The following is a 20,936-nucleotide window of genomic DNA, read 5'->3' as shown; positions in this document are numbered from 1 at the left end:
GCCGTCACGACAGACAGTGGCATGTCCCCGATCACCCGTCCCAAACCACTGGATTCCGCCGTTCCATGCGCCGGACGCCCTGTCAAGTGGCGCTGTCACAGACCCGTTCGGCCTCGGCGGCGGTCACACTGCGTCGCACATCGGCGTCCGCCAGCTCCTGGCGCTCGGCGGCGCCCGGGTTCCCGCCTGCGGCGATCTGGTCCTGGTAGGCCTTCTTCGTCTGGTCGAAATCCTTCTGTGCCCGGTCCGCGGCGGCCTGCGCGCTCGTGCAGTCGTCGGTCGTGGCGGCGGCCGCCGGGAGCACGGCGACGGGAAGAGCGAGCAGTGCGGCTGCTGCGGCTGTTCCGGCGAGCGAGCGCATCGATCCCATGTCCTGGAACTCCCTTGCCCCTGGCGCACCGCCCAGCGACCCGGCGCGCGCTGGTGTCTGCACACCAACCTGGTGCCTGCACACCACCCTCCCCCCGGAAGCCGGGCACCGCCACCGAGGGCGCCCTCGGAGGCGAACGGGCGTATCACCCATTCGGCCTAGTGAAGGTGCCGCCCCACCAGGCAGGGCCTGCACTGGAACGAAAGCGTCCGGCAACGAGGAGGGCACATGCGCGGCACAACGGCTCCGATCGCCTTCATCACGGCGGCCCTGAGTGTGGGCCTGCTGGCCCCCGGGGCGCAGGCCGACCCGGCGGCCCAGGTGTCGCCGACGACGGTCAAGGCCGGGAGCACGGTCACGGTTCGCGCCAGCTGCGACACGGGCACGGCGGAGACCGTCGACGCCACGTCCCAGGCCTTCAAGAACGGCACAGTCACGCTGCGCCGCACCCAGGGCGCCGGCTACACCGGACAGGCCACGATCGCCCCGGCCGAGAACTTCACCTCCGGCGGTCCCGACCCCGTCGGGCGCCTGTCGCAGTGGGGCGTCGACGGCAACTGCCCGGACGGCCGCGGGTTCCACGCCGCCTTCACCGTGGACCGGGGCCACTGACCCGGGTGTCACTGGCGGGTGTCACCGGGCGGGCGTCACCGGGCGGGGCGTACGTCTCGCGTACGGGCTGCCCCGTGGGTGCACCCGTGTCCTGGGCCAGGGACGGTTCCTGAGCAGCGGCAGCGGCGGCACCCCAGTCACACAACTCGGTGACCAGGCCACGTGCGTACTCCTCGTCCGTCTCCGGAATCGAGAACACCACCCGAAAGTAGAGCGGCGCGACCACCCGCTCCAGCACCCGCTCCAACGGGGGTGTCTCCTCGCCGCGCCGGGCCGCGGCCGCCAGGGCCGCGTGGAACCGGGTGCTGACCCGCTCCAGGCACTCGCGCAGCCCGGCGCGGCGCTCGTCGACGTCGGGAGCGACTTCGGCGCGGAAGAACGCCACGCCTCCCGGCCGGGACAGGTCGGTGAGCGTCCACACGGCGGCCCGTTCGAGGTCCTTGCGCAGCTCACCGAGCAGCTCCGGCGTCCCCTCGTCCTGGCGCCGGGCGGCCACGTCCGCCAGGAGGGCGGAGGTCGTCCCCCAACGGCGGTAGACAGAACTGGGGTTGACCCCGGCGCGGCGCGCCACCGCGGGGAGGGTCACTTTGTCGGTTCCGACTTCCTGGACCAGCTCCACGGTCGCCTGGTGCACAGCGGCGCGTACCCGGGCGCTGCGTCCTCCGGGGCGGCTGTCTTTGCTTTTGGGGGGCATCCCCTCATTTTAAAGCAACGAATTGCGCTTTAGCGCCCGGCCCCTCTAGAGTGCTTAAAGCGGTGATCACCGCTTTAAGCACTCCATGAGGAGGAGACCCATGCACCAGCACGAGGCCCAGCACCAGCTCGGCAAGACGTTCCACGCCTGCCTCACCGCCGGCGACTGGGACGGCATCCGGGCTCTGCTCACCGACGACGCCACGTGGACGCTTCCCGGTGACAACGCCGTCTCCGGTACGGCCGAGGGCGCCGAGGAGGTCGTGGAGCGGGCGAAGAAGATCGCCTCCTACGGCCTCGACTTCGAACTGCTGCACATCCTGGTCAGCCGCGAGAACCTGGCCCTGTCCCTGCACAACACCGCCCGCCGGGGCGAACTCCGGCTGGACGAACACCTGTCCACCGTCTGCCGCCTGCGCGACGGCAGGATCGCGAGCATCGAGACGTACCTGTCCGACGTCCCCGGCATGAACGCGTTCTTCGTCTGAGGACCTTCACCGACCGCCCGACCGGCCCAGCCGGCCCTACCCGCCCGACCGGCCCGCGCCTGCTTGACCTTGACACGGTGACAAGGTCTTCACTGCGGCGCAGGAGGTGGTCCCCATGATCAGGGCGGAAACGGAAGACGGCACGCAGCCGATGCGGAACCCGGTACGGGAACCGATGCAGGACTCGGTACGGGAACCGATGCCGGACTCGGTACCGGACTCGGTGCGCGATGCCGAGCGGGTCGTCCGTGGGCTGGAGAACGGCAGTTCGTCCGTCCGGTTGCAGGCCGCGCTCGCCGCCGGTACGACCCCGGACCCGCGGTTCGTCGACACACTCGTCGAACAGTGCGCGACCGAGCCCGAACCGTACGTACGGGAAATGCTCACCTGGGCGCTCACCCGCCACCCGTCCTCGACGACGCTCCCCAAGCTCATCGCCGAACTGCGCTCCGAGCGGCCGCAGGCGCGGAGCCAGGCGCTGCACACGCTGTCCAAGATCGGGGACCGGCACGCATGGCCGGCGATCACCCGGTCGCTCCTGACCGACGGCGACGACGAGGTCGCGCGGTGCGCCTGGCGGGCAGCGGTCGTCCTCGTGCCCGAGGAGGAAGCCCCGTCGCTGGCCGAAGTCCTGGCGACACAACTCGGGCGCGGCGGACGGGAGATGCACTTGAGCCTCAGCCGGGCGCTGATCGCGCTCGGTGAGGCGGCAGTCATGCCTGTCCTGCGTGCGGCGACGGCCCACACCGACCCCCGGGTGCGCGGGCACGCGGTCGGCACGGAACAGTTGTTGCGCGACCCGGATGCCGGACACGACTTCGCGATCGGGGAGGCGAGGCGCATCGTAGCCCTCGGAACGACCGGCCAGGAGGAGTGATACGTGTGTTGATCGGCGAAGTGGCACGGCGGTCCGGGGTCAGCGCCCGTATGCTCAGGCACTACGAGGCGCTCGGCCTGGTGCGGCCGAACGCTCGTACCGGCACCGGGTACCGGGAGTACTCCGGCGAGGACATCCAGCGGATCTTCCACATCGAGAGCCTGCGGTCCCTAGGGCTGTCGCTGCGCGATGTCGCACGCGCGCTGGACGACCCCGGTTTCGAACCCTCGGCGCTCGTCGACGACCTCGTCCGCCGGACCCGGCAGCGCATCGCGGAGGAGACGGAACTGCTCACACGGCTGTGCCGGATCGGTGCGGCGGAACCCGCCGGCTGGGACGACGTCCTTTGCAGCGTCGCCCTGGTGCACGCCCTCGGGTCGCAGAGCGCCGGGAAGCGCCAGCGCGCGGCCCTGTCCTCCGTCGAGCAGGCTCGGATGCCGGTGGAAGCCCTGGTCGAGGCGGCATTGAGCGAGACGGACCCGAACGTCGCCGGGACCCTTCGTTGGGCTCTGGCGCACTCCGGCGGCGACGCGCTGGCCCTGCTCGCCGAGGGATTGGACTCGCCCGCCGCCGAGGTGCGCGCACGCGCCGTCCAGTGCATCGCCGAGCTGGGGGACGGGGAGGCGACGGCGGAGGGCGGGACGCCGACCGCGCTGCTGCGCGCCGCCCTCGCGGACTCCGAGGTCTCGGTCCGCCGGTGTGCCGCCCTGGCGCTCGGGACACGGGGAGCGGCCGAGGCGGTCCCGACGCTCATCGACATGATCGTCCAGGAGACCAACGGCGCGAGCGCGGCCGATGCGCTGAGCGACCTGGCGGCCGACCCTGCCTTGGCGGAGCCGATCGCCGCCCGGCTCGTCGACCGCCTCGCCCACGACACCCTCACGTCGTCCGCGCGGCTGAGCCTGACACATGCCCTGGCGGGCGTGCCCGGCCCCACCACGTCCCGTGCCCTCGCGGAACTCACACACGACGATGACCGCGCCATCGCCCTCACCGCGGCCTACGTTCTCCAGTTGCGTCGGACGGGGCAACACACGGGACCGGGGTCTTCCTGAAGCGGTTCCGGGATATGCGTGGAGGGACGGGACGGGGGCGTGAAGCACCGTCTGGCCGGTTTCACGCTGCCCCCACCTACGAGACTCCTGAACGCCGACCATGCGGCGGACAGCGACGAGGTACGGCCTCACGGTCGTGACCTGGGAGCCCAGGTGGCAGTGCCGGCCGGTCAGCCGGAGCCCGCGCTGGTCGAGAACGCGGGCGTTGCCGTGCAGCACGATCCGCTCGGGCGAGTGGGCTGGGGACGCCCCGGCCGCGGGGAGGCGGACCGGGGCTCGCCCTCGACGTCATGCCCGCTCCCCGGGGTCCCTGACGTGCCCTGACGGGACGCTGACGCCACCCGGCGCCGCTTTGACGGAACGCTGACGCGCCTGGTCAGGCCCTCAGGCGCGGGGGCCGGCGGCGCGGCGCAGCCGGTTGGCGATCGCGAGTCCCAGCCCCTCCTCCACCGGCAGGGACGCGATGATCAGGTCGCAGCCCCGGTGGTCGAGTTCGCGCAGGAAACCGTAGAGCCCGCGCGCGTAGGCGGCCGCCGAACCGGGGACCGCCACCACCGCGTGGGCCTTCACCGAGGCGTCGGCGAAGGAGGGGGGCAGGAAGACGCCCACCTGGTGCCCCTGTTCCCGCGCGGCCTCCGCCTCGGCGAGGACGTTCCCGGGTTCGACGAGGACGACCCTGGCGCGCGGCGCGTAGTGCGACGGGTGCTGACCGGGTACCCGGACACGACTGGCCGACGGGACGGTGACGGGCCGGCCCAGCACCGCTTCGAGGTCCTCGCGCGTCACCCCGCCGGGCCTCAGGACGCTCGGGGTGTCGCCCGTGACGTCGACGATGGTCGACTCGACGCCGACCGCGCAGGAGCCGCCGTCCAGCACGAAGTCGACGGCGTCGCCGAGTTCCGTACGGACGTGGTCGGCCGTGGTGGGGCTGACGGAGCCGAAGCGGTTGGCGGAGGGGGCCGTCACGCCGCCGCCGAAGGCCGACAGCAGCGCGCCAGCGACCGGGTGGTCGGGGACGCGCACGGCCACCGTCTCCAGGCCGCCGGTCGCTTCGAGCGGCACCCGTCGGCTGCGCCGCAGGACCAGGGTGAGCGGCCCCGGCCAGAAGCGCTCGGCCAGCAGGCGCGCGGTCCCGGGTACGTCCTCGACCCAGTCGTCCAGGTGCTGCGCGCCGCCGATGTGGACGATCAGCGGATGGGTGGGCGGGCGCCCCTTGGCCTGGAAGGTGCGCGCGACGGCGGCGGGGTCCTCGGCGTTGGCGCCCAGGCCGTAGACGGTCTCGGTCGGGAAGGCCACCAGGCCTCCGGCACGCAGCACCCCGGCCGCCTTCTCGATGTCACTGCTGCTTGCCGCCACGCTCACGATCCTCTCACTGATCCGCGCTTGGCCACGTCCGTGCTTCCGCGCTCCATACCGGGGCCCCGGTACGACAGGCGCATCACGAACGCGCATGACGACTGACGCACGACAGCTGACGCACGACAGCTGACGCACGACGGCTGACGCGACGACTGACGCACGACGACTGACGACGGACCGAGGCCGATGGCACGGTACTCCAGCCACCCCGCCGGGCTTCAAACCCGTCTCATCACCCCTGGTCACCCTGGTCACCGTTGTCACCCCTGGTCACCCCAGGGAGTGGTTCGCCTCACCCCGACCGGTGGCGAAGGGGCCGCCGTCGCCGAACACGCGCCGCGCGAAGTTCTCGCCGATGCGGCGGTGCCCCGCGGGGTCGGGGTGCACCTCGTCGGGCAGCGGGAACTCGGCGTAGTCCTGCTCGCCGTAGAGGTCACGGCCGTCGAGGTGGTGCAGGTTCGGGTCGTCGACCGCCCGCTGTCCGACGATCCGGGCGAGTTCGTCGCGGATGACCGTGAGCGTCAGGCGTCCGGCGGCACGTTCGGCGGGGTCGCCGGTGGCCTTGAACCGCAGGGTGCCGTCGGCGAGGTCGGGGGCGAGGGGGCCCGGGGTGTCCTCCTGCACGGGACACAGGATCGGCGAGACGACCAGCAGCGGGGTGGCCGGGTGGCCCTCACGGATGGTGTCGAGGAAGCCGTGGACGGCGGGGCCGAAGGCGCGCAGGCGCATCACGTCCGCGTTGACGACATTGATGCCGATCTTCAGGCTGATCAGGTCGGCGGGCGTGTCCCGCATCGCACGGGCGGTGAAAGGGTCGAGCAGCGCGCCGCCGCTGAAGCCCAGGTTGACCAGTTCCACTCCGCCGCGGACCGCGGCCAGAGCGGGCCAGATCGCCGTCGGGTGGGCAGCATTCGAGCCGTGGCTGATGGAACTGCCGTGATGCAGCCACACCCTGCGCCCCCTGTCCGGCGCGGGCTCGACGGGGGCGTCGGTGCGCAGGGCGATCAGCTCGGTGACCTCCGCGTGCGGGAGCCAGATCTCGATGTCCTTCTCACCCGCCGGCAGATCGGTGAAACGGGCGGTGCCGGCCGGTCCCTCCCGCAGTTCGGAGGTCTGGGCCACCATGTCGGTGATCACGCGGGTGTTGCCGCCCGGCACCGTGGTCCGGGCGGCGAGACGGCCGTCGACCAGCAGGTCGTACACGCCGTCGGCGGGGGCGGGGAAGCCCTGGTAGACGCGCTTGGTGGGCAGCGTGTCGAGTTCGATGGCGGTGGCCCGGGTACGGAAGGCCAGGCGCACGCCGGAGGGCTGCGCCTCGGCCACGGTCAGTTGGGTGTCCGGGATCTGCCGGCGCGCGCGGGCGGGCAGCCGGTGGGGCAGCAGGCCGCGCGCGGTCGGTTCCAGGTCGAGGCAACCGCGCAGGAGGTCCGCGGTGACCGGTGTGGTGATCCAGTCGTGTTCGGTGCTCATGGTCCCAGCCTCTTGATCGGGATGCGCGGGTTGTCCGGATGCGTGGATGCTCCGGGTGCCCTGATGGTCGTGGCGCGCCGGCGCCGGCGGGTCTTGACCCACTGGCGACAGCCATTATGCATTTGCCTAATATCTTTAGGCAAATGCCATCGGCATCGCACGGGCCGGTCCGAGGTGCCCTGGGCACACGCGGGGCCCGGACCGGCGAGGGTCAGGGTCGTCCCACGACGTGAGGGGGAACGATGGGGCGGGAGCGTTCACCGCGTGCGGCGGCCTGTGCCGCGCTGGCGGGGTTTCTCGTGGCGGCGGCGGGGTGCGCGTCCGGTGGGCGGGACGCGTCCCGCGACGACATGGCGCCCGCGGCGCGGAAGTACTTGTCGAAGGCGCTGGACATCATGGAAGAACACTCGTTGCGCCGTCACCAGATCGACTGGGCCGACGTGCGGAGCAGGACGTTCTCTCAGGCTCGCGGGGCGCGGAAGCCGGCGGACACCTACCGGGCGATCGAGTCGGCGCTTGTGACCCTGGGCGACCGGCACAGCACCTTCTGGGACCCGGAGCAGGCCGAGCAGACCCTGGGGGCGACGACCGCCCCTTTCGAACCGCCGCAGGGACGCTCCCTGAAGAACGGCGTCGGGTACCTCGCGCTGACCGCGGTGGACGGTTCCCAGAAGACGTACGACGCGTACGTACGGCAGGGCCGGGACGCCGTGGCGGAGGCGGGCGGGGCGGAGGCCTGCGGGTGGGTGGTGGACCTGAGGCAGGAGACCGGCGGCGGCATGTGGCCGGTGCTCGCCGTGGCCGGGCCGATCCTGGGCGACGGCACGGTGGGCATGTCCGTGGACGCCGACGGCCGGAAATCCGTGTGGTCGGTCAGGAACGGCGCCCCGTACCTGGCCGGCGCGGCGCAGGGCTGGGGCGCCGGCCGGCCCCTCGGCACCGGCAGGCCGCCGGTCGCCGTCCTGACCGGCAACCAGACGTCGAGCGCCGGTGAAGCGGTCGCGGTGGCGTTCCGCGGACGCCCGGACACCCGGTCCTTCGGCGAACCGACCCGCGGGCTCCCGACGGGAAACGTGACGAACCGCCTCTCCGACGGAGCCGTGCTCATCCTCACGGAAGCCAAGGACGCGGACCGCACGGGCCGCACCTACGACGCCCCGATCGCGCCGGACGAGGAAGTCGTCAAGGACCCCCGCCCGGTGGCCCGCCACCAGGACGCCGTACTGGACGCGGCCCGGAACTGGCTGCTCGAGCAGGCCGCCTGCCGGCGAAAGTGACCGTACTGGCCGTGCACGCCAGACGGGCGACACGGGCCGCACGGATCACAGGAGGCCGCACGGATCACAGGAGGCCGCACGGATCACAGGAGGCCGCACGGGTCACAGGAGGCCGCACGGGTCACAGAGGGACCGTTGGCTGACGGTAGGTCACCGCACCGCCCGCCTCTCTGAGTACGCCTACTCATGCCCGCCCGCACCGGGCCGGGGACGATGGGTGGGTCGGCGTACGGGAGGGAGACGGGGCATGGGCAGATTTCTCGGGGCGGCGGCGGTCGCCGTGGCCGCGGTCGCGGCACTGGTCTTCGCCTACGCGGCGGGGGCGCCGCTCGCGGTGGTGCTCGCCGTCGGCGCGGGCATGGTGAGCCTGCTGTGGCTGCTGCTCCTGCTCACGCTCCCCTGGAACCTGTACTTCCGCGCGCACACGGTGCTCGCCGAGATCGCGGTGAGCCGCGAGAAAGGCATGGACGTGTCCCGGGCCCGCGACGCCGAGGCCGCGCGCATCGCCCGCGTCATGCTCCGGGCGGCCGTCGCGGGCCACGTGCTGACCGCGGCCGTGGTGCTCGCGGCCACCTGGGCCACCGGCGAGTTCACCGGCTACTGGTTCGCCGCGTTCTTCCTGCTCAGCACCTTCTTCCGGCCGGCCGGAGCCTACTTCCGCCAGCTCCGGCGGCGTCTTGGCACCCTCCTCACGGACGTCACGTATCCCCGCGACGACGTCGTCGAGCTGCACACCCGCCTGAACCAGGCCGAGGCCGGGACACGGGCCCTGGAGGAGAAGGCGGAGGAACAGTACCGGGCCCTCGCCGAACTGCGCCGCACCATGGACGCCCTGGCCATGAGCACGCACGAACGGGCGGAGGGGACCGACCGCAGGATCGCCGCGCTGGGCAGGGAGTTCGAATCCACGGTGAACCGCCTCACCGACAACCAGGAGATCATCGCGGGGGTCAAGGCCTTCCTGCGCCTGCTGCGCACCCCCGACGCGGCCGACGGCGCCGTCGCCCCCTGACGCGCGCCGCCGGGGACCGGCGGGTTCGGAGGGCGGGTTCAGAAGCCCGGGCGGAGCAGACCTGTCCGTTTGGCGGTGGCCAGGACCGGGGTGGATCCGGCGGCGCAGCGCGACTTTCCGGTCTACGCGGCGGTCCGGGAGCGGCTCGGCATCGACCTGCTCGCCCTGTTCAGCACGGAGCCCCGCCCGGACTCCGTCGCCGACCTCGGCGACCGGGGCTGGAGCACCACCGTCCACACGCCGTTCGACTTCACGGGCCGGTACGGCGACGGTCTGCGGCGTGTGCGGGACGATGCGGTGGCCGCCAACCGGTGGATCCTCGCGGTCCGTTCGTAGCCGGGTTCCGGGTTCAGGCGCCGGCCGCTCCGGGCCGGGTGGCGCGCCAGGCCAGCAGCGCGCCGACGGTACCGTACGCCATGAGCAGGCCACCGTTCCTGGCGTCCCGGCGCCGCTGCAGGGACTGGTAGTGCCGCTGTTCCTCGTACGTCCGGCTCGCCACCGCGAGGGATCCCTCCAGCACCGAGCACTCGCTGTCCCCGGGCCGCATGGGGCCGGGGTGTTCCTCCCCGTCGCGCACGTTCTCCCCCGGGCACACGACTTCCGCGGAAGCCGTGAGGGCACCCGCGAGATTCGCGAGTCCCCAGAGCACGGGCAGGAGGAAGAACGCGAGGAGAGCGGCTCTGTACTTCACTGGACCCCCAGGGGACGAGACGGCGGGACCCGGTCACCGCGCACGGCGACCGACGGGACGTCACCGCAGTGTGGACCAAGCCCGGCACCCGGCCGCGACCCGGCCCCCTCGTCACGAGCACGTACTTCCACTGCGCCGGCGGCGGGAACGGTACGGCGAACGAGTGGCACAAGAACTACTGACCGGGACTCACGGAATGCACGAGCGCTCGTAGCGCGGAATTCCGGCTGATCCGGCGACGAAAACGGCGATTGCCCGTTTCTCGCGTTTCTCTACGGGCAATCGCCGTGTCGCATTCCGTAAGCCCGCTCTCGCGGCGGTCCCTGGTTCGCCACCGCATGACACATGTGAGCGGGGTCGTCACACCTCCGAGCCGCGCGCGCCACCGGTCTCGTATCCTCACATGTATGAAGACCACCACAGACGCACAGTCCGTCGCGAACCTCATCGCCCGGTACGCGGAGCTGGTAGACACCGGAGACTTCGCGGGGGTCGGGGAGTTGTTCGCCGAGGGCGTGTTCATCGGGAGCGGCGCGCCGGTGCGGGGCCGTGCGGCCGTGGAGCAGATGCTCCGGGACTCGGTGATCCTCTACGAGGACGGCACGCCGCGCACCCATCACGCCACGAGCAACCTCGCCATCGAGGTCGACGACGAAGCCGGTACCGCCGACGCGCGCGCCTGTGTGACCGTCTTCCAGTGCCTGCCCGATCTGCCGCTCCAGCCCGTGGCCGCGGGACGCTACAACGACCGCTTCGAGCGCCGCGACGGCACGTGGCGGTTCACGGAGAGGCGGGTCCGGATCCATCTGGTGGGCGACGTGAGCCGCCACCTGCGCGCCTGAGACCCCCACCAACCGCGTGTACGGCGTCCGGCGCTGGGTACGGCCGGCTGAGGGGCCCTCGGTGGTGCCCGGTCCTCCCGGTGCGGGTGCGGCCGCGGTCCATTCCGGCACGCTTCATGAGCCGCCCCCGTCCTACAGTGGTCGGATGCCTCTTGTGGAAGTCACTCATGCTCCGGCTGTCGCCGAGTCGAAGCTCCGCGAACTGGGTGAGGTGCTGCCGCACCTGGTGTCCAAGGCCGTGGAGTGTCCCGAGGAACCGTACGACGGGAACCTGCAGCCTGGCGACGTCGAGATCCGTTTCCGGAAGCTGGGTCCATTGGACCGCAGTGGCCTGGACGTGGTGATCGAGGTGAAGTCCAAGTGGTTCGAGAGCAGGGCCACCGACCGCCAGGAACGGGTGGACGCACTCCACCAGGCCATCAGCGCCGCGACCGGACTCGACGATGTCGGCGTCTACTTGTCCCTGCCCACGGCCGCGTGGTCCCAGGGAGACTAGGGGCCGCCCCTCGAACGGATCCTGCCCGGTGGGGCCGGACCGTCCGAGGGGCATTGTTTTCAGGAAATGCCTCGAAGTCCGCTGGGACGACGTCGACCTCGACGGCCACCTGCGCAGCACCAGGTACCTGGAGTACGCGAGCACGGCCCGGCTCGGCTTCCTGGTGGTGTCGGGGTGGGACGTCCGGGCGCTGCAGAAGGAGGGGTTCGCCGCCGTTCTGCTGGGTGAGGAGGTCCGGTACCGCCGTGAGGTCTTCCTCGCCGAGCAGGTCGAGGTCTCCTGCGAGGTGGTGGGGCTGACCGAGGGCAGGTCGCGGTGGCGGGTGCGCCGGACCGTGTTCCGCGAGGACGGCGAGGAGGCCGCCGTCGTCCATTCGCTCGGCGCCTGGATCGACGTCCGCGCACGGAAGATCAGGGCACCGCCCGCAGGCCTGCGGGCCGTCTTCGAGGCCGCCCGCTCCGAGGAGTGTGAGGTCCTGTGGCGAGGTCACCGTGCCGGTGCCGGTGCCGGCACCCCCCTCCCCCGGTCCCGCCGCGCCCTGCCCCGCCGCGTACGGGCGGGAGGCTCGCGGGACCCTGCCCGGTGTCACGTGGAGCGTCCCCTTGCTTTACTGTTCGATCCACAACCGGCCGGGCCGGCCGTGTCCGAGGCGGCGGTACCGGCTTTTTGCTGCACACACTCCTGTGCGTATCCGGCGGGGTGGGATGGACGAGAACACGTTCGGTGGGTTGCTGCGTGCGGCGCGGCAGCGGTCGCTGCTGACGCTGGAGGGGCTGGCCGCGGCCTCAGGTGTGAGCGTGCGCGCCATCAGTGACATGGAGCGGGGCCGCAGCCTCCCGCGGCAGGGGACCCTCGTCGAGCTGATGGACGCCCTGGAACCGGACGAGGAGACACGGCGGCGTCTGGTCCGGGCGTCCGCGCGCAACACCCGGGACGTGCCCCGGCAACTGCCGCCCGACCTCGCCGTGTTCCGGGGCCGCGACGAGGCACTGACGACCGCTCGTGCCCTCACGGCGCAGGTCGCCGAGCGGGGAGGGTGCGTCGTCATCGCCGCGGTCGGGGGCCTGGCCGGCGTGGGCAAGACCACGCCGGCCGTGCACTGGGCGCACCAGGTGGCGGACCGATTCCCGGACGGCCAGCTCTATGTGAACCTGCGCGGCTTCGAGGACGCGGGCGGGCCCCTGGATCCCGGCGAGGCCCTCGGCGGCTTCCTGAGCGCGCTCGGCGTGGCCAGCGACGAGCTGCCGACGGGCACCGAGCAGCGTTCCGCGCTGTTCCGGGAGCGGGTCGCCGCCCTGCGGTTGATCGTGCTGCTGGACAACGCACGCGACGCCGAGCAGGTCAGGCCGTTGCTGCCCGCCTCGGCGGGATGCCTGACCGTCATCACCTCGCGCAATCGGCTCTCCGGCCTCGCCGCTACCGACGCGGCCTCCCTGATCGGCCTCGACGTGTGGACCGAGGCGGAGGCCGTCACCGCGCTGGCCGCCAGGATCGGCGAGGAGCGGTGCCGGGCGGAGCCGGAGGCCACCGCCGAGCTGGTCCGGCTGTGCGGGTGTCTGCCGCTGGCGGTCGCCGTCGTCGGCGCGCAGCTGAGTGCGGCACCCCGGATGCTCCTGCGCCGGGCCGCCGGTGAACTGGCGGAGGCCCGGCTCGACGCCCTGGAGGCCGACGAACGGCGGACGGACGTGCGCGCCGTCTTCTCCTGGTCGTACCGGGCGCTCGGGGCGCCCACCGCGCGGTTCTTCCGGCATCTGGCGCTCCACCCGGGTCCGGCCGTGTCGGCCGAGGCCGCCGCCTCCCTCGCGGGCGTGGAGATGCTCCACGCCCGCCGCCACCTGAGGGAACTGACCGCGGCCAGCCTGCTGTCCCGGGACGCGGCGGGCCGCTACGTCCTGCACGACCTGGTCCGTGCCTACGGCGCCGAACTCGTCGACCATGCGGGGGACGACCGCCTCGCCGCCCTGACGCGGCTGCTGGACTACCTGCGCCACAACGCGCACGCGGCCAGCGGCGCCCTCTCCACGCGGCTGGGCACCGCGCTCGCGGAGGGGCCGGCCGAGGGAGTGGCCCGGGTCGCGATCGACACCCACGCGGAGGCGCTGGACTGGTTCCGCCAGGTGGAGTCCGCCGTCACGGCCGCCGTGGCCGCCCTGGCCGACCCGGGTCTGCTGGCCTCCCGTACCCGTCTCACCGCGGACTGGGAGGGTTATTTCGCGATCATGGGGCGTTGGGACGAGGAGATCTCGGTCCAGCGCATCAGTCTCGACGCGGCCCTGGTGCTGCGGGATCCGGTCGCCATCGCACGCAACTGCGGGATGCTGGCGCGTGCGCTGACCGAGACGGGCCAGGTCCTGGCGGCCGACGAGACGGTCGAGCTGATGCTCGCCCAGCTGCCCCGGCTGGCCCCGGCCGAGCGGGCCAGCACGGAGCGGTGCGTCGCCTGGGTGTGCGGCAGCCAGGGACGCCTCTCCGAGGCCGTGGACCACGCGCGCAGCGCCCTGGACCTGTACCGCACGCTCGACCAGCCCAGCCATGTGGCGCGCGAGCTGAACGCGGTCGGCTGGTACCTCGCCCTGCTCGGCGAGTACCGGGAGGCCATCGCCATGTGCGAGGAGGCGCTCCCCATCCTCCGGAGGAACGGGAACCGCCGCAACGAGGCGGCGACCTGGGACAGCATCGCCTACGCCCGCCGGCACCTGGGCGACCTCGACACCGCCGTGGCGGACTACGGGAGGGCCCGGGAGGAGGTGCTGGACACCTACGGTCAGGTGGAGGTGCTGGACCGGCTCGCCGCCGCCCACCTGGAGAGGGGCGACGCCGACCAGGCCCGCGCGCACTGGGACCGGGCCGCCGACCTGCTGGGCGCGACCGGCAGTCCGCAGGCCGACGAGATGCGCGCCAAGGCACGGACATCGGCGGCGAACCGCGGTGACGTGCCGGCACGGTGACGTGCCTGCACGCTGACACTGCCGGCGCACGGGCGAGGGTCCGGAACGTCCGGCGAGTCCGTCCGGCGAGTCCGTCCGTGGGGCAGCGCCCCGCGGCCGGCGTGCGGGCCGCGGTCGACGGGCGGACAATGCTGCTGGTGGGGTTGGTTTCGCGCACCCCGCCGACCGTCAGCACAGGCGCGTACGGATCCGCGTCTCACGCCCCCGCGGCCTGCCTGGACGTCGCGCACACGTCCGTCCGCGCACCACGCGCGCAGGCAGGAGTGTGCGGCCATGGACGGCTTCGACGGGCAGGCTCTGGAGAGTCTGCGTACGGCACTGCGAGGACCCGTCCTCGCTCCGGGAGACCCGGGGTACGACGAGGCCCGCGGCATCTACAACGCCATGATCGACCGGCGGCCGGCCGCGATCGCCGGGTGCGTCGACGTGGCGGACGTGCGGACCGTGCTGTCCTTCGCCCGGGACACCGGGGTGGAGCCGGCGGTGCGCGGGGCCGGACACAGCGGGCCGGGGCTGTGCCTGGTCGACGGCGGGCTGACGCTCGACCTGACGCCGATGCGCTGGGTGCACGTCGATCCCGAGGCCAGGACCGCGCGCGTGGGCGGCGGGAGCCGGCTGGGCGATCTCGACCACGCGGCGCACACCTTCGGTCTGGCCACGCCGACCGGGATCATGTCGACCACCGGGGTGGGCGGACTCACGCTGGGCGGCGGGCACGGACATCTGACCCGCAGGTACGGCCTGACGATCGACAACCTGCTGTCCGCCGACGTCGTCCGCGCCGACGGCACGTTCCTCACCGCCTCCCCGGACGACCACCCGGACCTGTTCTGGGCCCTGCGGGGCGGCGGCGGCAATTTCGGCGTGGTCACCTCGTTCACCTTCCGGCTGCACCCGGTGGACACCGTCGGCGTCGCGGTGACGTTCTGGCCCGTCGAGCGCGTCGGGGAAGTGCTGCGCTGGTACCGGCAGTTCCTGCCCGCCGCGCCCGAGGACCTCAACGGCTTCTTCGTCCTGCTGACCGTACCGCCCGCTCCGCCCTTCCCCGAGCCACTGCACGGCCGGAAGATGTGCGGAGTGGTGTGGTGCCACACCGGTGATCCGGGACAGGACCGCCTGGAGGACGCGCTCAGGGAAGTGAACACCCCCGGGCCGCCCGCCTTCCACTTCACCACCCCGATGCCCTACCCCGCCCTGCAGACCATGTTCGACGGGCTGCTCCCCAAGGGGTTGCAGTGGTACTGGCGCGGTGACTTCTTCGACACCATCTCCGACGACGCCGTCGCCGTCCACGAGAAGTACGGCCGGGCGCTGCCCACCGGCCTGTCCACGATGCACCTGTACCCGGTCGACGGTGCGGCCCGCCGCCCCGGTGCCGACGACACCGCCTGGGCCTACCGGGACGCCATGTGGTCGGGTGTGATCGCCGGCATCGACCCCGAGCCGGCGAACGCCGAGCTGATCCGCCGGTGGTGCGTGGACTACTGGACCGCCCTGCACCCCCACTCCATGGGCGGCGCCTACATCAACTTCCTGGGGGAACAGGAGAGCACCGACCGGGTACGGGGGACCTACCGCGGCCACTACGACCGGTTGGCCGAGGTCAAGCGCACCTACGATCCCGGCAACTTCTTCCACGCCAACCAGAACATCCCGCCCGCGGCCCCGTGAGGCCGCGCGCGATCGGGCGGCCCGGCCACAGGACGGAGCCACCGCCTCGGTACGGGTGGCGCCAACCTCAGTCGGTGGCGGCGAGGTGGCCGGTGAAGAAGACGGCGAGCTTGTCGACGGCCGGGTCGATGTACTCCTTCTTGTCGTAGAGGTCGACGTGGCTGGCTCCCTCGACGCGGTGGAGTTCCGCGGGGCCGGTGGCCCGGCGGTGGGCCTCGACGGCCATCCAGGCGGTGACGGCCCGTTCGCCGATGATCTGGAGGATCGGGCGGGGGCCGATCAGGGGGACGGCGTGGAAGGCGTCGCTCGAGGCCATCTTGTCGATGCTCTCCCAGGCGAGGAACTTGGCGGACCGCTCGTGCTCGCCCCGGGAGGTGCAGTAGTACTCGAAGCCCTCCACGCCGTGCTCACCGCCGAGTGCGGCGGCCTGTTCGGCGGTCTCGGGGAACATGGTCATCACACCCGGGTCCTCGCCGCGGGCGGCCCGGGTACGGGCCTGGGCGGCGGCGTCGAGGAGCGAGCGGAAGACGGCCGGGTCCTGGGAGCCCTCCGCGCCGTAGCGGAACTGGCGGGCGGGTTCGGCGGTGCTGACGGTGGCCACCGCCCCGACCCGGTGGTCGCCGCCGGCGGCGGCCAGTGAGTAGCCGCCGGAGGCGCAGATGCCGAGCAGGCCGATCCGGTCGGCGTCGGCCTCCTCGCGGGCGGTGAGGAAGGAGACGGCGGCCTTGAAGTCCTCCACCCGCTGGGCGGGGTCCTCCAGTCCGCGCGGCAGACCGCCGGACTCGCCCTGGTGGGCGGCGTCGAAGGCGAGGGTGACGAACCCGCGCTCGGCCATCAGCTGCGCGTAGGTGCCTGAGGTCTGCTCCTTCACGCCGGTGCCGGGGTGGCCGACCACGAGTGCCGGACGCGGACCCGGTACCGAGGTGTCGGGGGTGTAGAGGTGGGCGGCGATCGTGATGCCGGCGCTGTCGAAGGTGACGCTGGTCCTGGCCATGGAAATCTCCTTGTCAACTGTCTGTGGCGTGCTTGCCGGAGCGGGTCCCCGGACGACGGGTCCATGCCTTCCGTCCACAGTTCACGGCGGACACGGGCCGCGCATCAGTCACATGACGGTGCGGTCCACTCGTCGGACGCCTCGGAAGGAGCCCGGCCTCCGCCGTGCCGGGGAGGACGTTTCCACGGTCACACCCCGTTCACCGGGGGGACAAGAGGCAGGTTCCTGCCTGGGAAGAAACCTTCCCCCCCACACGTGTGCAACCGCGGAGCCGACGGCGGGACACTGGGAGACATGCATGCGTCACCCGGCCCCGCTCTCGGGGCCTTCCTCAGAGCACGCCGGTCACAACTCGCCCCGCAGGACTGCGGCCTGCCCGGAGGGTCGCGGGGCCGCGCCCTGAAGAGGTCGCCCACCTGGCCGCCATCAGCGTCGGCTACTACACACGGCTGGAACAGGGCCGCGTCCGGGCGTCCGCCTCCGTGCTCGCCACCCTGGTACGCGCCCTGCGCCTGGACGAGGACGAGACGAGGTACCTGTACGAACTCGCCGGCCGGGGCGACGCCGGGCCCCGCCGCCGGCCCGTGCAGCACGTGCGTCCCGCCCCCGGCCGCCTGCTGGCCCAGCTCACGCACGTGCCGGGGATGGTCCTCGGCAGGCGGCTGGACGTGCTGGCCCGGAACTCCGCCGCCGCGGCCCTCTACACCGGCTTCGCGTCGGTGCCGGCCGCCCGCCGCAACTACGTGCGGCTGCTGTTCACCGACCCGGTGATCCGGGACATGCACCGGCGATGGACCCACGACGCCCGCGATGCCGTAGCCGCCCTGCGCAGGGAAGCCGCGGCCGATCCAGACGACCCCGCGCTCGCCCGCCTCGTGGGCGAACTGTCGGTCGGGACCACGACTTCCGCACCTGGTGGGCCGAGCACCAGGTCAGCGGCGCCGGGCACGGCACCAAGCACTACCGCCACCCTGTGGTGGTCGACCTGACCCTCGGCTGCGGCACCTGGACCGCGCCCGACGGCTCCGGACAGCGCCTCATGGTCCTGACCGCCGGATGCGGCACCCCCTCACACGACGCACTGCGGATCCTCACCTCGTGGAACGCCCGGCAGCCGGACACCGGCAGAACGGAGAGCCCGACCCGGTGAACACCTGGAGCCCCGAAGACCTCGCCCTGCTCGCAGCGCACGACTCCCTCGTCCTGACCGCCGGGGACGGTGACCGGGACGGGGTCGAGATCGGCATGGTGGTGGTCCACGGCGCCCTCTACGTCCGCGCCTACCGGGGAGTCCGCTCCCGCTGGTACCAGGCGGCACGGGAACACGGCCGGGGGCGGATCCGGGTGGGGACGGTCGCCCGCGAGGTCCTGCTGGAGACGGGCGCAGCCGGGGCCGCCGCCGAGATCGACGCCGCCTACCGGACCGCGTACGGAACGCCCGCGGCCGCCCTCGTCGCCTCCCCCGGGGCCCGCGCCGCCACGATCCGTATCCACCCGGCACCCACGCACCTGATCTGACGCCTCTTCCCCTGACGTCAATCAGGAATTACGTCGTTCACTCGAACGAGGATCCCCGCAGGGATGGATTCACCCGATCGCCCGACCGTATTCTCGCCATCGGATCGACTGAGGGAATTCACACCTGGAGGTCTTCATGAGCGAACTGCTGAACCAGAAGTACGAAAGGCTGTTTTCCTTACTGGACGCGAACGGCGACGGAGTCATCGCCGAGGACGACTTCACGTTGATGGCGGGCCGGTGTGTCACCGCGTTCGGTGGGGAGCAGACCGCGAAGGGCCAGGTCTACGCCGCCGAGATGCTGAACTACTGGCGGGCGCTGCGGGAGACCGCCGACGCCGACGGTGACGGCCGGATCGACAGGGACGAGTTCCGTCAGGCACTGCGCCATGTGAGCGACGACTTCGACACACTGATCGGCCCGCTCTACGCGGCCGGCTTCCACCTGGCCGACCGCGACGACGACGGCCGGGTGGGCAGGGAGGACTTCGTCACGGTCCTCACCGCCATCGGTGTCCCCGCCGACGGCGCGGGACCGGCCTTCGACAGCCTGGCCGGCCCCGACGGACAGCTGACGAAGGACCAGCTGATGACCGCCGCCACCGGCTACTACCGCGACGACGACCCGGCGAACACCACGAGCCATCTCCTCTTCGGGGCACTGTGAGGTAACCCTGTGGTGGACGCGACCACGGTGGCGGCGAGTGTCACGACGGCCGACGGGACACACGTACGACGGCTGACCGACGTGCTCTTCGAGGGGCGTTTCGACGCACTGCACAGACCCTGGACGGAAATACTGGGCCGCGAGATATTCCATTACCGCGACGGATTGTCGTCCTCGGAACGGTCCGAACTCGCCTACCGCCGGCTGCGCGTTCTCAACCAGGACATCGAGTCCGTCGAGGAACTGGTCACGGAGACGGACCGGCTCGTTTCCCTGCACGAGTGGCTGGGTGCCGTCGACGGCACCCTGACCACCCTGGCGACCATCCACTACAACCTGTTCCTGGGCAGCCTCCTGCGTCTCGACACCCGGCGCACGACAGACCTGTCCCCCTTCGTCCGGCTGCGTCGGTACGGCACCGTACTGATCACCGAACTCGGCTACGGCAACAACGCCGCCGCGTTGGAGACCACGGCGACCCACCGGCCGGAGACCGACACCTTCGTCCTGCACACCCCCTCGGCAGGCGCCCAGAAGTTCATGCCCAACACCGGCCCCTTCGGCGGCCCCAAGAGCGGTCTGGTCGCGGCCCGGCTGATCGTCCGAGACCAGGACTGCGGCGTGTTCCTGTTCCTCGCGCCCCTGCGCGACGAGGACGGGCCGCTGCCGGGCATCCGGGTGCGGCCCCTGTCGCAGACACCCGGCTCCGCGGTCGACCACGCCCTCACCTCCTTCGACCGGGTGACGCTGCCGCGGACCGCGCTGCTGACCGGCGGGCACGGGGAGCTGACCGCCGAAGGCGTCTTCCGCAGCACGACCGGCAGCAGGCGCCGCCGCTTCCTGCGGTCCATCCAGCGCGTCACCACCGGCAAGATCTGCCTGAGCGCGGCGGCGCTGGGCGGGGCGCGGGCGAGCCTCGTCGTCGCCGTGCGCCACGCCCACCGCCGGCACACCTTCGCACCGGCGAGCAGGACCGGTGTTCCGCTCTTCGCCTACCGCTGCCACCAGACCAGGCTGCTCGGCGTGGTGGCCCGCGCGTACGCGGCGACGTTCCTGCTGCGCGAGGCCACGCGCGCCGGCGCCGGCCCGGACGAGACCGGGTCGGCCGAGGCGGACGTCCTCGTCGCGGCGGCGAAGGGCTGGATCACCTGGCAGGCCAGGGACATCGTGCTCGAAAGCCGCGAACGCTGCGGCGCGCAGGGGCTGTTGTCGGTCAACCGCATGGTCGACCTGCTCACACCCGTCGAGAGCACGATCACGGCCGAGGGGGACAACCTGGTCATCTGGACCAAGGCCGCCGCCGACATGCTGACCGGCCACGGCTACGACCCACCGGCCGAACCCGCCGCGCGGGCCGCCCCGTCGACCGACTGCTCGCTCCTGCTCGACCTGCTCGTGCACCACGAGCTGTACCGCCTGCGGCAGGCCCGCGAGAGCCTCGGCAGGCCGAGCGGCGGCGCGCTGGACCGCTGGAACCACGCGGTGAACCCAGGCCTCGACCTCGTCGACGCGTACGCCACCCGGCGGGCCGCGCAGGCGTTCCTGGCCGCCGCCGAGCACGTCCGCGACGACTTCGCACGCGGACTGCTCCAGCAGGTGTTCCGGCTGTTCGCCCTGGAACGCATCGCTGCGCACGCGGGCGTCCTGCTGGCGGACGGCCGCCTGACCGCCGAAGCGGTCCGCGATCTCGCCCCGGCCGTGGACCGGCTCGGAGCCGAGCTGGCGCCGCACGCGCTCGACCTCGTGGCGGCGTTCGCCGTTCCGGACACGATCCTCCAGGCCCCCATCGCCACCGACGGCTACGCCGCCGCGTACGACGACCCGGGCGGCCCCTGGCGGCGGACAGCGGCAGGCTGACCGTGCCATGTCCCGTCCCCTGCTTCCCCGGAGCACCAC

The 20,936-nt window shown here is 72.4% G+C and carries 21 protein-coding genes and 1 pseudogene; 16 read left to right on the top strand and 6 right to left on the bottom strand.

All coding sequences use genetic code 11. The features are described from left to right. Nucleotides 1-82: 82 nt before the first annotated feature. Complete coding sequence (locus tag AB0G56_RS16900) at nucleotides 83-370, bottom strand: hypothetical protein (RefSeq protein ID WP_360969779.1); 288 nt, start codon at nucleotides 368-370, stop codon at nucleotides 83-85. Between the two features lie 228 nt (nucleotides 371-598). Between AB0G56_RS16900 and AB0G56_RS16895 the strand changes: the two genes are divergently transcribed. Next, nucleotides 599-982: a hypothetical protein gene (locus AB0G56_RS16895; protein WP_360969777.1), complete on the top strand. Its 384-nt coding sequence runs from the start codon at nucleotides 599-601 to the stop codon at nucleotides 980-982. Here the strand turns inward: AB0G56_RS16895 and AB0G56_RS16890 are convergent. Further along, nucleotides 960-1,676, bottom strand: coding sequence for a TetR/AcrR family transcriptional regulator (locus tag AB0G56_RS16890; RefSeq protein ID WP_360969776.1), 717 nt, complete (start codon nucleotides 1,674-1,676; stop codon nucleotides 960-962). The genes AB0G56_RS16895 and AB0G56_RS16890 overlap by 23 nt on opposite strands. A gap of 100 nt (nucleotides 1,677-1,776) precedes the next feature. Here AB0G56_RS16890 and AB0G56_RS16885 point away from each other — a divergent pair, with 100 nt between their 5' ends. The 3 genes from AB0G56_RS16885 to AB0G56_RS16875 all read left to right on the top strand — a co-directional run bounded on the left by AB0G56_RS16885 (nucleotide 1,777) and on the right by AB0G56_RS16875 (nucleotide 4,095). Next, nucleotides 1,777-2,163: a nuclear transport factor 2 family protein gene (locus AB0G56_RS16885; protein ID WP_360969774.1), complete on the top strand. Its 387-nt coding sequence runs from the start codon at nucleotides 1,777-1,779 to the stop codon at nucleotides 2,161-2,163. A gap of 199 nt (nucleotides 2,164-2,362) precedes the next feature. Beyond that, nucleotides 2,363-3,040, top strand: a complete 678-nt coding sequence (locus AB0G56_RS16880) for a HEAT repeat domain-containing protein (RefSeq protein ID WP_360970079.1) — start codon at nucleotides 2,363-2,365, stop codon at nucleotides 3,038-3,040. A gap of 5 nt (nucleotides 3,041-3,045) precedes the next feature. Beyond that, complete coding sequence (locus tag AB0G56_RS16875) at nucleotides 3,046-4,095, top strand: MerR family transcriptional regulator (protein WP_360969772.1); 1,050 nt, start codon at nucleotides 3,046-3,048, stop codon at nucleotides 4,093-4,095. A 384-nt stretch (nucleotides 4,096-4,479) separates the two neighbouring features. On the opposite strand, the gene AB0G56_RS16870 is transcribed toward AB0G56_RS16875, so the two are convergent. Both AB0G56_RS16870 and AB0G56_RS16865 read right to left on the bottom strand, forming a co-directional pair. Beyond that, on the bottom strand, nucleotides 4,480-5,451 hold the full coding sequence (locus AB0G56_RS16870; RefSeq protein ID WP_360969770.1) for an L-threonylcarbamoyladenylate synthase: 972 nt from the start codon (nucleotides 5,449-5,451) through the stop codon (nucleotides 4,480-4,482). A gap of 273 nt (nucleotides 5,452-5,724) precedes the next feature. Continuing rightward, nucleotides 5,725-6,924: an SGNH/GDSL hydrolase family protein gene (locus tag AB0G56_RS16865; protein WP_360969768.1), complete on the bottom strand. Its 1,200-nt coding sequence runs from the start codon at nucleotides 6,922-6,924 to the stop codon at nucleotides 5,725-5,727. Nucleotides 6,925-7,319: 395 nt separating this feature from the next. Between AB0G56_RS16865 and AB0G56_RS16860 the strand changes: the two genes are divergently transcribed. From AB0G56_RS16860 to AB0G56_RS16850, 3 genes are all read left to right on the top strand, one after another. Next, nucleotides 7,320-8,201 (top strand): S41 family peptidase, encoded by an 882-nt coding sequence (locus AB0G56_RS16860; RefSeq protein WP_360969767.1) that lies wholly within the window; start codon nucleotides 7,320-7,322, stop codon nucleotides 8,199-8,201. Between the two features lie 247 nt (nucleotides 8,202-8,448). Then, nucleotides 8,449-9,213: a hypothetical protein gene (locus tag AB0G56_RS16855; protein ID WP_360969765.1), complete on the top strand. Its 765-nt coding sequence runs from the start codon at nucleotides 8,449-8,451 to the stop codon at nucleotides 9,211-9,213. 75 nt (nucleotides 9,214-9,288) lie between these two features. Beyond that, the gene (locus tag AB0G56_RS16850) at nucleotides 9,289-9,549 is read left to right on the top strand and encodes a hypothetical protein (RefSeq protein ID WP_360969764.1); all 261 of its coding nucleotides are present in this window, start codon (nucleotides 9,289-9,291) and stop codon (nucleotides 9,547-9,549) included. Between the two features lie 13 nt (nucleotides 9,550-9,562). Here the strand turns inward: AB0G56_RS16850 and AB0G56_RS16845 are convergent, their stop codons facing one another. Then, nucleotides 9,563-9,904 (bottom strand): hypothetical protein, encoded by a 342-nt coding sequence (locus AB0G56_RS16845; protein WP_360969762.1) that lies wholly within the window; start codon nucleotides 9,902-9,904, stop codon nucleotides 9,563-9,565. Nucleotides 9,905-10,311: 407 nt separating this feature from the next. Between AB0G56_RS16845 and AB0G56_RS16840 the strand changes: the two genes are divergently transcribed. The 5 genes from AB0G56_RS16840 to AB0G56_RS16820 all read left to right on the top strand — a co-directional run bounded on the left by AB0G56_RS16840 (nucleotide 10,312) and on the right by AB0G56_RS16820 (nucleotide 15,861). After that, nucleotides 10,312-10,746: a nuclear transport factor 2 family protein gene (locus AB0G56_RS16840; protein ID WP_360969760.1), complete on the top strand. Its 435-nt coding sequence runs from the start codon at nucleotides 10,312-10,314 to the stop codon at nucleotides 10,744-10,746. A 145-nt stretch (nucleotides 10,747-10,891) separates the two neighbouring features. Further along, nucleotides 10,892-11,242: a hypothetical protein gene (locus tag AB0G56_RS16835; protein ID WP_360969759.1), complete on the top strand. Its 351-nt coding sequence runs from the start codon at nucleotides 10,892-10,894 to the stop codon at nucleotides 11,240-11,242. Beyond that, on the top strand, nucleotides 11,190-12,056 hold the full coding sequence (locus AB0G56_RS16830) for an acyl-CoA thioesterase (protein ID WP_360969757.1): 867 nt from the start codon (nucleotides 11,190-11,192) through the stop codon (nucleotides 12,054-12,056). The genes AB0G56_RS16835 and AB0G56_RS16830 overlap by 53 nt, the downstream gene beginning before the upstream one ends. Further along, entirely contained in the window at nucleotides 11,947-14,190 is a 2,244-nt protein-coding gene (locus AB0G56_RS16825; protein WP_360969755.1) for a helix-turn-helix domain-containing protein, read from the top strand. Before AB0G56_RS16830 ends, AB0G56_RS16825 begins: the two co-directional genes overlap by 110 nt. Before the next feature lie 273 nt (nucleotides 14,191-14,463). After that, entirely contained in the window at nucleotides 14,464-15,861 is a 1,398-nt protein-coding gene (locus tag AB0G56_RS16820) for an FAD-binding oxidoreductase (protein ID WP_360969753.1), read from the top strand. A gap of 67 nt (nucleotides 15,862-15,928) precedes the next feature. Here the strand turns inward: AB0G56_RS16820 and AB0G56_RS16815 are convergent, their stop codons facing one another. Then, nucleotides 15,929-16,855, bottom strand: coding sequence for an alpha/beta hydrolase (locus AB0G56_RS16815; protein ID WP_360969751.1), 927 nt, complete (start codon nucleotides 16,853-16,855; stop codon nucleotides 15,929-15,931). 294 nt (nucleotides 16,856-17,149) lie between these two features. On the opposite strand from AB0G56_RS16815, the pseudogene AB0G56_RS16810 reads away from it, so the two are divergent. The 4 genes and pseudogenes from AB0G56_RS16810 to AB0G56_RS16795 all read left to right on the top strand — a co-directional run bounded on the left by AB0G56_RS16810 (nucleotide 17,150) and on the right by AB0G56_RS16795 (nucleotide 20,897). Next, nucleotides 17,150-18,005: pseudogene (locus AB0G56_RS16810) on the top strand (helix-turn-helix transcriptional regulator). Then, a complete protein-coding gene (locus AB0G56_RS16805) occupies nucleotides 18,002-18,373 on the top strand; it encodes a DUF2255 family protein (protein ID WP_360969749.1) in 372 nt (123 codons plus the stop codon). Before AB0G56_RS16810 ends, AB0G56_RS16805 begins: the two are co-directional and overlap by 4 nt. A 136-nt stretch (nucleotides 18,374-18,509) precedes the next feature. Next, nucleotides 18,510-19,040 carry an EF-hand domain-containing protein gene (locus tag AB0G56_RS16800; RefSeq protein WP_360969747.1) on the top strand — a complete coding sequence of 177 codons (531 nt, stop codon included), beginning with the start codon at nucleotides 18,510-18,512 and terminating at the stop codon, nucleotides 19,038-19,040. A 12-nt stretch (nucleotides 19,041-19,052) separates the two neighbouring features. After that, nucleotides 19,053-20,897, top strand: coding sequence for an acyl-CoA dehydrogenase (locus AB0G56_RS16795; protein ID WP_360969745.1), 1,845 nt, complete (start codon nucleotides 19,053-19,055; stop codon nucleotides 20,895-20,897). The last annotated feature ends 39 nt before the right edge of the window (nucleotides 20,898-20,936 follow it).

The organism is Streptomyces sp. NPDC021356, from assembly GCF_040641015.1.
GTDB lineage: Bacteria > Actinomycetota > Actinomycetes > Streptomycetales > Streptomycetaceae > Streptomyces.
Note: the sequence above shows the minus strand (reverse complement) of the source record. Positions and strands in the feature narration are given on the sequence as shown.

Excerpts from the sequence above, each read along its gene's own strand:
- AB0G56_RS16820 (WP_360969753.1), top strand. The coding sequence starts at position 14,464 with ATGGACGGCTTCGACGGGCAGGCTCTGGAGAGTCTGCGTACGGCACTG.
- AB0G56_RS16885 (WP_360969774.1), top strand. The coding sequence starts at position 1,777 with ATGCACCAGCACGAGGCCCAGCACCAGCTCGGCAAGACGTTCCACGCC.
- AB0G56_RS16895 (WP_360969777.1), top strand. The coding sequence starts at position 599 with ATGCGCGGCACAACGGCTCCGATCGCCTTCATCACGGCGGCCCTGAGT.
- AB0G56_RS16860 (WP_360969767.1), top strand. The coding sequence starts at position 7,320 with ATGGAAGAACACTCGTTGCGCCGTCACCAGATCGACTGGGCCGACGTG.
- AB0G56_RS16815 (WP_360969751.1), bottom strand. The coding sequence starts at position 16,855 with ATGGCCAGGACCAGCGTCACCTTCGACAGCGCCGGCATCACGATCGCC.
- AB0G56_RS16825 (WP_360969755.1), top strand. The coding sequence starts at position 11,947 with ATGGACGAGAACACGTTCGGTGGGTTGCTGCGTGCGGCGCGGCAGCGG.
- AB0G56_RS16835 (WP_360969759.1), top strand. The coding sequence starts at position 10,892 with ATGCCTCTTGTGGAAGTCACTCATGCTCCGGCTGTCGCCGAGTCGAAG.
- AB0G56_RS16800 (WP_360969747.1), top strand. The coding sequence starts at position 18,510 with ATGAGCGAACTGCTGAACCAGAAGTACGAAAGGCTGTTTTCCTTACTG.
- AB0G56_RS16900 (WP_360969779.1), bottom strand. The coding sequence starts at position 370 with ATGGGATCGATGCGCTCGCTCGCCGGAACAGCCGCAGCAGCCGCACTG.
- AB0G56_RS16865 (WP_360969768.1), bottom strand. The coding sequence starts at position 6,924 with ATGAGCACCGAACACGACTGGATCACCACACCGGTCACCGCGGACCTC.
- AB0G56_RS16830 (WP_360969757.1), top strand. The coding sequence starts at position 11,190 with ATGTCGGCGTCTACTTGTCCCTGCCCACGGCCGCGTGGTCCCAGGGAG.
- AB0G56_RS16890 (WP_360969776.1), bottom strand. The coding sequence starts at position 1,676 with ATGCCCCCCAAAAGCAAAGACAGCCGCCCCGGAGGACGCAGCGCCCGG.
- AB0G56_RS16855 (WP_360969765.1), top strand. The coding sequence starts at position 8,449 with ATGGGCAGATTTCTCGGGGCGGCGGCGGTCGCCGTGGCCGCGGTCGCG.
- AB0G56_RS16880 (WP_360970079.1), top strand. The coding sequence starts at position 2,363 with ATGCCGGACTCGGTACCGGACTCGGTGCGCGATGCCGAGCGGGTCGTC.
- AB0G56_RS16840 (WP_360969760.1), top strand. The coding sequence starts at position 10,312 with ATGAAGACCACCACAGACGCACAGTCCGTCGCGAACCTCATCGCCCGG.